The organism is Maricaulis sp. (assembly GCF_017643475.1).
Classification (GTDB): domain Bacteria; phylum Pseudomonadota; class Alphaproteobacteria; order Caulobacterales; family Maricaulaceae; genus Maricaulis.
Genome location: NZ_JAEPNI010000009.1, coordinates 1 through 10,888, shown reverse-complemented (window position 1 = coordinate 10,888; position 10,888 = coordinate 1). Strand labels below are relative to the sequence as shown.

The window sequence follows — 10,888 nt, the reverse complement described above, 5'->3', positions numbered from 1 at the left end:
GCGGCTTTCCTTGAATTCTTCACGCCGGTAGAAATGGCGTTCGAGATTGAAGTGGTTGAGAACAGAGGATTGGACGGCGGCGAACTTTTGAAGACTTCGCATCGACCTGAACCGCGTCATTGTTTTTTCTCGCCGCCGCAAGGGTTGATGTGAGTTTTCGGCCCTGTTGTTGAGCCACCTCCCGGTCTCCTGCCGATGGCTCACACCAAGCTCGCGAAACGCGGACTTGTGGGACGGAAGTTTATCGGTGACGATCATCTCGGGTCGACCGTAACGCCTCATCGCTTTGCGCAGAAACTTCAGCGCTGCCTTGCGATTTCGTCGTTTGGTGACATACGCTTCGAGCACTTCACCTTCGTGATCTACAGAGCGCCACAGGTAGTGAAGCTCACCGTTTATCTTCACGAAAACCTCGTCGAGATACCAGGTCCAGTTTGAGTAGTTTGTGTTCTGGACGCGCTGCTTCCGGATCGACTTCGCGAAGAGTGGACCGAACCGGTTCCACCAAAATCTCACTGTTTCATGCGTAATATCGATGCCGCGCTCGTGGAGCAGATCCTTGACGTTCCGGAGCGACAGCGGAAAACGGACATACATCATCACGGCCAAGCGAATGATCTCGGGCGAAGTCTTGAAATATTTGAACGGATTAAGCATCGCGCGACGCTAGGAAACTGGCGCTCCACTCTCAAGCCGAAGTTCCTCTGACACTGCCACTTTGACGCCAGGCGCCAATCTTCAGGCAAAACCTATCCGAGCCGATAGGAGCGCGGCGTCTGCCCCGCCCAGCGTTTGAAGGCGCGGGTGAAGCCGCTTTGCTCGGAAAAGCCGGTCAGGAAGGCGATTTCAGCCAAGCTGTAGTCTGTTTCAGTCAAGAGCTTCTGCGCCAGATCCTTCCGCGCCAAGTCCACCACGACCTGGAAGGAATACCCCTGATCCGACAGCCGGCGCTGGAGCGTGCGGGCGCTCATCCCCAGGCTGGAGGCGATATCGGAGACAGGCGGGACACCTTCGCTCAGCGCCTTGGCCACGGCGATGCGGACTCGCTGATCGAGTGAGACGCTGTCAGCAATGGCCGCGAGTTCCTGCTCCAAGTGCCGGTCGAAGAATTGGGCGATCGTCGCATCACCGAGCTTGTTGGGCGCAGAGAGCAGCGCTTCGCTGACCAGCAGCGCATCGCGCTCGTCTTCAAAATGCACGGGGCAGCCGAAATGCGCCTCATAGGCCTCAACCGGACCGCGCGGCGCATGCTTGAAGAAAATCGCGTCAGGTGTGAACTCGGCTCTACTGATCTGATCGCTGATCTCTGTGACCGCAGACAGACTGGCCTCGTTGGAAAGCTGCATACCTCGGCTGCCATCACCTTCTTTGAGGAGTTTGTAGTATGCCCCGCCGTCGGTTGGCTCCAGCTCGTAGACCTCAACGCTCGACAAAACCCGGGCATAGCGCTCTGCGCGATTGTAAGACCCACGGAGGTCGGGCGCAGACTTCCAGGCCAAACCGAAGGCTCCGTATTCGTCGGTTTGCATGGAGGCCCCGATACGAAGGGGCAGATTCAAACCGTCGGGATCGCGCGCCTCGAGGTCGGCAAAGAAACGATAATAGTCCGGCGAAGAGACCATCTGGGACGGATCGATCGGCCCGTCGGGATTCAACCCCAGGCCTTCAACGAGGTCGCGCGTTTCTACCCCCGGACTAGCCTCGCTGACGACTCTGTAGACATATAGCGACGTGATTTGCCCCATGTGGGTAACATAGCCCCAGCGCATCGTTTTGCGAATGCGTCCCTCGCATAAGCGACGAGGCCCGATCGGCATTGTATGCCGGAATCGGACCTGTCGGTTGTTGGGGGAAGGCGGAGAGATGGCCAAGGGATCAGACTTGTCCGCTGGCAACGAGGGCGATAGCGGCGGCGCCGTAAAGGCCTGCGGTGACAATGCTCCCCACCGACCGGAGGTGGTTTAGTCGTGTCCATTTGCGTCCGTAATCGCGCCAGTAGGTTTCGGCATCGGCGTCATGCGGATCGAGGGAAGCGAGCTTATTGTTCATCGGGACATTCCCGAACAGCGTCATCAAGAAAACGGTGGTGACGTACACGATCGGCGCGGCGATCAGCATGGCCCGTGCAGTGCCGTGGAATGCTGGCAGAGCGTAGATCGCGAGCGCGACGGAAATAAATGGGATCAACAGTATTCCGGCAACGAACTGCGTCTTGATAACGGTGCGGTTGATTTGCTGCATGGCTTCGATGCCCGCGGCGGGCTCCGAGCGCAAAAGCCCCGACATAATGAATTCGGAAAAGGCGGAGAAGACGCCTGCGATGATGGCGCTCCACAGTGCCAGGAAGAGGATGGCGAAGAGGATCCAGTCATAAGTCATGGTCGTGTTCCTTTGATCAGAGAGAGAGGGTGGCCGCCGCTATTTTGGAGACAGGACCGATCGCGACGGCCGGTGCAGTAGCCGTCAGATCAGGCCACCTCGTTCCAGACGCCCTTCGCAACAACGTCGCGGGCATAATCGGCGAAATCCTTCGGCGGACGTCCGAGCGCACGTCGTACGCCGTCGGTCAGATGCGCATTGCGCCCGTCAAGCACTGTGGCGAAAAGATAATCCAACATCCAGGCGACGTCTTTCGGGGCGCCGGATTTGGAGATTTCGTCGACGAAATCGGCGTGAGGGATATCGATATAGGCGATCTCACGACCCGTTGCGTCCGACAGATCCGACGCGATATCCGCAAAACTCATCAAGCGGGGACCGGTGACCTCGTAGATCTCGCCCACATGACGGTCCTCGGTGAAGGCGGCGACGGCAATCTCCGCAATGTCATCGACATCGACGAACGGCTCGGGCGTGTCGCCTGCGGGAAGCGTGATCGCGCCGTTCAGTACCATGTTGATGAAAGCGCCTTCGGAGAAGTTCTGGTTAAACCAGCTGGCTCGCACGATCGTCCATTCCAGGCCCGAAGCCTGGACGATCCGTTCACAGGCCTGCGCCTCTTCTTCACCGCGGCCGGACAAAAGGACCAGACGCTTGACCGCCGCCGCCTTGGCCTTGCGACAAAACGCTTCGATCGCATCGGTGGCACCGGGGATGGCGAGGTCCGGAGCATAGGTGACATAGGCCGCGGTGATTCCTTCCAGGCAGGCGTCCCAGCTTTTTTCATTGTCCCAATCAAAGGACGGCACGTTCGACCGAGAACCCACGCGAACCGCGTGGCCTTTGGCTTTGAGACCTTCAACAACACGGCGACCGGTCTTGCCGGTGCCGCCAAGGACGAGCGTGGTATTGCTTGTGGTGGTCATGGACTTGCTCCTGTGTGCGGGTTGCAAGCTCATGTTTAGGGATTAGCCGCGCAGCCCTCTTGCCAACGCGCGACAGAGTTTTGACCGAACGCGCCAGTTTGTGGCGCGAGGATCATTGTTGTCGGGACGGAGACTGAAAACCCAAGTCTGAGTAGCGGCGATGTCATGTGTGGACGGCCCCTGTTCTGCAAGGTTTGATTTGGGTGATTTCTGATCATTGCGGGTTGCGGGGTGGTGTCAGACTAAAACGGATCGGTCTCAAAGGACCGAGTTTGAACCTATCTCAAGCCACAAGTTGACGCCATTCGGCGAGGGCTTGAGTACGGTTTTCCTTGAATTCTTCACGGCGGTGGAAATTGCGTTCGCGATTGAAGTGGTTGTGGATGAAAGACTGGACGGCGGCGAACTTCTGAAGACCCTGCATCGACCTGAACCGGGTCATTGCTTTCTCTCGTCGCCGCAAGGGCTGATGTGAGTTTTCAGCCCTGTTGTTGAGCCACCTCCCCGTCTCCTGGCGGCTGGCGTTTCCAATCTCGCGGAAAGCGGATTTGTAGGATGGCAGCTTATCCGTGATCACCTGTTCAGGTCGACCATATCGCTTCATCGCTTTTCGTAAAAATCTTAGCGCCGCCTTGCGATCCCGGCGTTTGGTGACGAACGCCTCGAGCACTTCACCCTCATGATCGACGGCCCGCCAGAGATAGCGGAGCTCGCCGTTTATCCGGACAAAACCTCGTCGAGGTGCCAAGCCCAATTCGAGTAGTACCCCTCCCGAACGCGACGCTTGCGGATCGACTTTGCGAACAGCGGTCCGAACCGGTTCCACCAAAAGCGAACCGTCTCGTGGGTGATATCGATGCCGCGTTCGTGGAGCAAATCTTCGACGTTCCGTAGCGAGAGTGGAAAGCGGACATACATCATCACCGCAAGGCGGATGATCTCGGGCGGCGTCTTGAAATATTTGAACGGATCATGCATCCGCGGAGGCTACGAAACCGCTACCTTGCGCTCAAGGCCAAGTTCCTCTGACAACGCCCGGCGAGCCCCTCAAAAAACAGCTACTGTCGGAATGTGCCCCGCCCCGCCCCAAGCGCGCTTCATACCAAATGAGTTCCAGCGCATGGAAACACGACCCTCCCGGTCCACGGCAATAACCCCGCCATCCCCGTCGCGAGCACCGACATCCGCGATCAGACCCTCGACCGCCTCGTCCAGCGGCTGGGATCCATAGCGCACGCGCGACGCCACATCCTGGGCACCTCCGGCCAGGATGAAAGCCTCACCTAACCCGGTACAGGACACGGCGACATTCTCGTCCGCCCAGGTACCGGCACCGATAATGGGTGTGTCGCCGAGGCGCCCCTCGGACTTGCCGAAGATACCGCCGGTCGATGTCGCCGCTGCCAGCCGGCCCTGCAGGTCAAGGGCCACCGCGCCAACCGTGCCGTGGGCCCGATTGGCTGTGGCCAGGTCTTCCTCGACCACACCGACCGGCAGCCGGTAATAGCTGTCCGGATCGGCGACAAATTCCAGCCCGTGCTGGCGACAGAAACGTTCTGCACCGCGAGCTGTCAGCATGACATGTTCGGATTTTTCCATGACGGCCCGGGCTGCGCGGATGGGCAGCATGACATCACGCGCTGCGGCGATCGATCCACCTTGCCGGGTTGCCCCGTCCATGATCGAGGCATCCAGCTCGACATAACCGACATCATTGGGAGCAGATCCGCGCCCGGCCACATAGAGACCGCACGTCTCCATCTCCTCGACCGCCCGGGTCACAATATCCAGCGCCGCAGCACCGGCCCGAAGGTCACGCTCACAACCCAGGGCCAGTTCGCGCATATGCGCCTCGGCATCGGAGTAATCCCGCCCCGGAGTTACGCCCGCTCCGCCATGCAGCGCGAATGCATATGTGTTGTTCTCAGTCATTCGCCTGGCCCTGCTCACTGGAGATCACGGATACTGCCACATGGGCAGGAAGAATATCGAGACCGACACGAAGAATGCTGTATCGCGCCTCCCCTTCGCTGTCGCGGCCCCAATAACCCTGGCTGTCGGCGGTCTGGCTGAAACGATAGATCACCGCCCGGCCATCTGCCGCAAAGGACACCCGCTCCACCGCGCTGGAAGCGGAATTGTCGACCAGGCCCTCGCCTGCCACTTCCGGAAGACCGGCCGGTGGCAAGGCCATGCCTCCGCCTGACGCGACAGGTGTCCGGAAATACTCATTGCCCACGGTGGCTGATTTGTAGTCCGGGATGGATACCCGACCTGCATCCCAGTCCACCCGGTCACCCGCACTCAGATAGGACACCCGCAGGCCTTCAACACCGAACCGTCCGGATGTCTCGCCCGAGTGGGCATCCGATGCATCCACCCAGCTGACACCACCGGCACCGGCAATCCAGAAGGCGGAACTGGCTGGATCCACAACCAGGGCCGTGTCTTCATCGATACCAAACCCCTGGGCAGCACCGGTTTCGACCAACGCGCGGGCCAGTCGGCCAAGCCTGGCGCGTTCTTCGAAATGCTGGTCCACGAGGCCCAGCGGGAAAAAGCCCAGACCCTGTCCCAGCGACAGGCGTCCGCTCTCCATCTCGTCCTCGGAGGCGTGTGCGTCCAGGACCGGCTCCACCAGCGTGGTCAGCGTGTCGCCGCGCTGGATCATGCGGGCGCTCATGATGGCGGCGCCGGCACTGGTTCCCCCCAGTGTCGCGCCCTGGGCATGACGCTGACGGATCGCTGTGAGCATGGGCGTGTCCGTGCCGTCATCTTGCAGCAGGAGACGGGTCAGGCGCATCTGGTCACCGCCGGTGAACCAGATCGCATCCGCCGCCTCGATGACCGCGATCTGTTCGTCGGACCAGGCTCCCCGGTCCCAGCGCGACTCGTCGGCAGGTGTGTCCCGGTCATCCATCACGGCCAGCCGGACCAGATCGACCAGGTCGGCATCAAATCCGTGCGCTGCGAACACCTCGGCCATGCGCCCGCCGGACGTGGCGGGGGAACCCGACGCGCCGACAATGACGGCAATGCGGGCCTCCGCTCGCGTGTTCACAGCCTCGAGAAAGGCCCCATAAACCTGGGCATTATCGTCCTGAAGGCCGCCACCCACGATCACCAGGCGCCCCTGTGCCTGCGCACTTGCGGGCAGGCCCAGCAGTGCCGCAGCAAAGGCGGCACGGATCAATGTTCTAAACATCAGCTATATCCGATCAGTTGGGCAAGGGTCACAAAAGCCGCTGCGAGGGCATACAGACCCAGCAGGGGTTTCCAGGCGAAACGCACCCAGATCGTCCAGTCCAGTCGCGCCGCCGCCAGCGAGCCCATCAGGGCGGCCGAGGCCGGAACGACCAGGTTCATCAATCCATCGCCCAGCTGGAAGGCCAGTACCGCCGTCTGGCGCGACACTCCGGAAAGGTCTGCCAGCGGTGCCATCAATGGCATGGTCAAGGCCGCCTGCCCGGAGCCGGACACAACAAAGATGTTGATCACGCTCTGAACACCCAGCATGCCCAGCGCCGATCCCCAGTCCGGTAGGGCTTCGGCGAAACCGCTGAGCTGGAAGAGGATGGTGTTGAACACGCTCGCACCCGAGGGATCATCTCCGCCCAGAAGCAGGATCACACCCTTGGCAAAACCGATGATCAGCGCCGCCGGCGCCAGGCGTGCCGCGCCATCGGCAAAGGCGGAGGCGAGATCGCCGGCACTCTTTCCATTGAGCTTGAACAGCACGCCCGCGGTGCCTGCCACAAGGGCGAGGGCAAAGAATTGCGCGGAAATCTCGGCCAGGTAATAGCCCTGGGTAGAGACACCCCAGGCGACCCAGATGACGCCCAGCGCCGTCAATGCCAGCACGACCAGGTCGCCCACGCAGGCGCTCTCCAGGGTTTGTTGCTCTGCACCCTCTTCGCGCAGCCGGGCATCATTGGCAAAAGCGAGGGAGGATTCCGGTGTCCGGCGGACCCGGACGGCATATCGATAGACCCAGAAAGCACCGATACTGGTGAAAGCCGACCACATGACCACACGCAGCATGAGACCGGACATGACCGGCACCTCAGCGATGCCCTGCGCCACCAGCACGCTGAACGGGTTCATCCAGCTGGTGGCAAACCCGATCTGGGTCGCCGCATAGGTGACCAGAATGGCTGTGATGCTGTCATAACCTGAACGCACCAGCGGCGGGGCGACCAGCAATGTAAAGACGATGGCTTCCTCGCTCATGCCAAACACGGCGCCGGCGAGGGAGAAGGCGATGAACAGGCCCGGAATGAGCAGACCATTGCCATTTTCAGCGCGCTTCAGCGTGCCCGTGAGCACACGGTCCAGCGCACCGGTATCAAGGATGACCCCGAACGTACCGCCGATGATCAGGATGAAGGCCATCAGGCCGATCGTCGCGGAGTGGCGATCGCCGGAAATCAGCCCCTCGAACATGAAGGAGAGAAATCCGGCACGTTCGGCATCACCGAACAGGGGCGCGCCCATGGGAGCCCCCTCATTGGCCAGGGCAAAACTGCCCGGAACGATCTGCGTTCGACCGCTCTCCCCGACTATGGTCTCGAACGCCCCGGAGGGCACGAGCCAGGTCGCGAGATAGGCCAGAACCCCCACGATCAACAGGATGAGATAGGCATTCAGCCCACCGCCCGGCGATGTCTGTTTGTCATCCGACATGTATCAATCCTCGTATCGAAGCGGGCGGCAGCCAGGCCGCCGCCCGTCGATCATCCCTAGAAGGACTGCGTCACGCGCAGCGTCATGAAGCGACCCATCGTGTCATGATTGATGTGGTCAACATTGGCACTGGAGCCGAGAACACGCGGCGGCTCGCAATCCAGGATATTCTGGATGTTGAGCTGGATGAAGCCATTCTCGGAATAGTCATAGCTGAAATTGGCGTCGAACACCGTCCAGCTGTCGACATTCACCTCCGCACCATCCGGCAGACCGGCGGCCGCCAGAACACGCGGGGTCGGATCATCCATATAGGAGCTGGTGTGGTTGGCACCGATGGACGCACGCCACTGGTCCTGCGTCCAGCGCAGACGCAGATTGGCGAGTGTTTCCGGATAGCGGAAATCACCGGCCAAGGCTTCGACCGGCGCGTTGTCAGAGGCCTGACGCTTATACTCCAGCAGGTGTGTGACATCGAACAACAGGGCCAGTTCGGCGCCGCTCGGCATCTGGAAATACTGGGTGTAGTTGAAGTCGATACCGCTGGTCTGCTGATAGCCCAGATTGGTGATCTGGAAGTGCGCATCGGTCACGAAACCGTTCTGGATTTCCAGACCGGCAACACCGGTGGCCAGGGCACCCGGAGCAACAACCGGGAAATCACCGGCCAGGGCGCGACGGATGAAATCATCCTCGTCGATACCCACCAGGTCTTCGTGGCGGATATTCCAGTAATCCAAGTTGATCTCGATGTTCTCCGACGGACGGAAGAGCGTGCCAACACCCCAGGTCTCGGCATTCTCAGCGCCGAGATTCGGATTGCCGACATCTTCCGACAACAGGGATTCACCGTCAGCGGCCGCATCGCCATCACACGCACCCGGCGTCTCGACACAGTCGACACGATAGCTGGAGAGAAGCACACCAGCCCCACTCTGCGCCAGCGACGGTGCGCGGAAGGAGGTCGACCAGTTGCCGCGGAAAATCAGGCTGTCAGCGGGCTGCCAGCGGAAGGCGATCTTCGGATTAAAGTCACCGCCGAAGTCGTCGTATTCGTCGTAACGACCAGCCAGTTGAACATCAAAGGTCGAAGTGACCGGGATGTAGAGCTCGCCGAACACGGCCCACTGGCTGCGCTCGCCCGTGGCCGAGGTCGAGGAGAAACCGAGGATCGGTTCCGGGTTGTCCAGCGTAGCGACCGCGTCACCGGACGGGGTGTCTTCGAGTTCTTCCTTGCGGAATTCGACACCGAAAGCAGCCTGGACTGCATTGCCGTTGAATTCGAACAGCTCGCCCGAGCCGATGGCGTCAAAGGCGAAGAGCTGGCTCTCACCGCGGCGCTCGGCCGTGGTTTCCAGCAGTTCGCGCAGACCGGCCGGCTGGTTGGCCTGGCCACCAAACGGATTGTACCAGAGCGTCGTGCGGCCATCGTCCTCACAGGTATCGCCGAAGTAATCAGCCGTCGGGCGGGTCAGGTCGACATCCCAGCGCCGCGCCGTGGATCCGTCGGAACACAGATTTCCCAGCAGGGCATTGTAGAAATTTTCGGAATTCACCAGACCGCTAAGGCCACGCTGGGTCCGCTCATTGCGGCCGTAGAGCAGCGAGGTTTCGACGTTCCAGCCATTCTCCAGCTCGATGTCAAAACCGGTGACATAGCGCAGGGTCTCCGACTCCACTTCGACAGCGCGCGGGTCCAGCAGCTTGCCCCAGGCAAAGATCGGATATCCGTAATACCAGTCAAATCCCGGCACAGCGCCCTCGGCGACCATGTCGTCGATCAGCGCGGTTGGCCAGTTCGGGTTTTCCGGATCAATCGGTGCGCGGGAGAAGTTGGACGGGGAGCCCGTACCGCGTGCCGTCGAGGTCTGATAGGTCAGCTCGTTGAACCACTCGACAAGATCGCTCATCTGGTAGCGGTGCGTGAACAGGCCGCCCCAGCTTTCCAGCTCGTCCTGGGTGGAAACAAAGGCGTTGGTATTGACCTCACAGAACTCACCGAAATTGCCGAAGCCGAAATCATCGGCCGCACAACCGCCCTCACCCGGCTCTTCGGTCTGGTCGTAGAACATGAAGAAGAGGTCGTTGAAGCTGGGATAGATGCCCTGCTGGCTCGGACGAATGGAGTTGCGGGAAATCTCGCGATCGCGATCAAACAGCGCGTTGCGGCGGTAATAGTCGACGACAGCCATGACGGAGTGATCGCCATACTGACGGCCCCAGATTCCGTTGATATTGAAACGGCCTTCGTCGGTGTCGGCGCTGGAATTACCGTAGGAAACGGAGATTTCCTGGCCTTCATAATCATCACGCAGGACATAGTTCACTACACCTGCAACAGCATCCGCGCCATAGGTGGCTGACGCGCCGTTCGGCAGGACTTCCACCCGCTCGATCGCTGCCAGCGGGATGGAGTTGACGTCGATGAAACTCTCCTGGCCGCGGGCAAAGGCACTGATCGTGGCGCGACGGCCATTGATCAGGGTCAGTGTGGCGCTGGTACCGAGACCACGCAGGGAAACACCACCCGCACCGACCGGCGTGTCAGACGACAGCGGACCGGCCGTCGAGGTCGAAAACGTACCGGAACCACCGCCGGTAATGGTCAGGTCACGCATGAGATCGATGACCGAATTGGCACCGGATTCCTCGATCGCCTCGCGATCAATCTGCACCGCTTGGACGCCACCCTCGAGGTCGAGCCCCTCGATGCGCGTACCGGTTACGGTGATGGATTCCTGTGTGGATTCAGCTTCCTGGGCCGCCGCACTTGCGACAAACGTCAGGCTCGCAACGAGCGCCGTCGTCGACTTCAAAACTTGGATTTTCATAAACTAGTCTCCCGGCGAACACGTGTTCGCCTCCCCTGATTGCAAACCGATAGATGCAAGCCGGAACGG

Annotated in this window: 8 protein-coding genes and 1 pseudogene; all 9 read right to left on the bottom strand. The window is 60.5% G+C overall.

Annotated elements, in window-relative coordinates:
* A partial coding sequence (locus JJ889_RS15860; protein ID WP_291896874.1) for an IS6 family transposase occupies positions 1-657 on the bottom strand: 657 nt, incomplete at its 3' end.
* A 92-nt stretch (positions 658-749) separates the two neighbouring features.
* Positions 750-1,769: an AraC family transcriptional regulator gene (locus tag JJ889_RS15855; protein WP_291896871.1), complete on the bottom strand. Its 1,020-nt coding sequence runs from the start codon at positions 1,767-1,769 to the stop codon at positions 750-752.
* Between the two features lie 106 nt (positions 1,770-1,875).
* Entirely contained in the window at positions 1,876-2,379 is a 504-nt protein-coding gene (locus JJ889_RS15850) for an anthrone oxygenase family protein (RefSeq protein ID WP_291896868.1), read from the bottom strand.
* Positions 2,380-2,468: 89 nt separating this feature from the next.
* Complete coding sequence (locus tag JJ889_RS15845) at positions 2,469-3,305, bottom strand: NAD(P)H-binding protein (protein WP_291896865.1); 837 nt, start codon at positions 3,303-3,305, stop codon at positions 2,469-2,471.
* A gap of 283 nt (positions 3,306-3,588) precedes the next feature.
* Positions 3,589-4,283 (bottom strand): annotated as a pseudogene (locus JJ889_RS15935) (IS6 family transposase).
* A 69-nt stretch (positions 4,284-4,352) separates the two neighbouring features.
* Positions 4,353-5,237, bottom strand: coding sequence for an isoaspartyl peptidase/L-asparaginase family protein (locus JJ889_RS15830; protein WP_291896860.1), 885 nt, complete (start codon positions 5,235-5,237; stop codon positions 4,353-4,355).
* Positions 5,230-6,510, bottom strand: a complete 1,281-nt coding sequence (locus tag JJ889_RS15825) for a cyanophycinase (protein ID WP_291896859.1) — start codon at positions 6,508-6,510, stop codon at positions 5,230-5,232. Before JJ889_RS15825 ends, JJ889_RS15830 begins: the two co-directional genes overlap by 8 nt.
* Positions 6,510-7,988, bottom strand: coding sequence for a putative basic amino acid antiporter YfcC (gene yfcC, locus JJ889_RS15820; RefSeq protein WP_291896857.1), 1,479 nt, complete (start codon positions 7,986-7,988; stop codon positions 6,510-6,512). Before yfcC ends, JJ889_RS15825 begins: the two co-directional genes overlap by 1 nt.
* A 56-nt stretch (positions 7,989-8,044) precedes the next feature.
* Complete coding sequence (locus tag JJ889_RS15815; RefSeq protein WP_291896855.1) at positions 8,045-10,819, bottom strand: TonB-dependent siderophore receptor; 2,775 nt, start codon at positions 10,817-10,819, stop codon at positions 8,045-8,047.
* Positions 10,820-10,888: the final 69 nt, after the last annotated feature.

Excerpts from the sequence above, each read along its gene's own strand:
- JJ889_RS15855 (WP_291896871.1), bottom strand. The coding sequence starts at position 1,769 with ATGCGCTGGGGCTATGTTACCCACATGGGGCAAATCACGTCGCTATAT.
- JJ889_RS15850 (WP_291896868.1), bottom strand. The coding sequence starts at position 2,379 with ATGACTTATGACTGGATCCTCTTCGCCATCCTCTTCCTGGCACTGTGG.
- JJ889_RS15845 (WP_291896865.1), bottom strand. The coding sequence starts at position 3,305 with ATGACCACCACAAGCAATACCACGCTCGTCCTTGGCGGCACCGGCAAG.
- JJ889_RS15830 (WP_291896860.1), bottom strand. The coding sequence starts at position 5,237 with ATGACTGAGAACAACACATATGCATTCGCGCTGCATGGCGGAGCGGGC.
- JJ889_RS15825 (WP_291896859.1), bottom strand. The coding sequence starts at position 6,510 with ATGTTTAGAACATTGATCCGTGCCGCCTTTGCTGCGGCACTGCTGGGC.
- yfcC (WP_291896857.1), bottom strand. The coding sequence starts at position 7,988 with ATGTCGGATGACAAACAGACATCGCCGGGCGGTGGGCTGAATGCCTAT.
- JJ889_RS15815 (WP_291896855.1), bottom strand. The coding sequence starts at position 10,819 with ATGAAAATCCAAGTTTTGAAGTCGACGACGGCGCTCGTTGCGAGCCTG.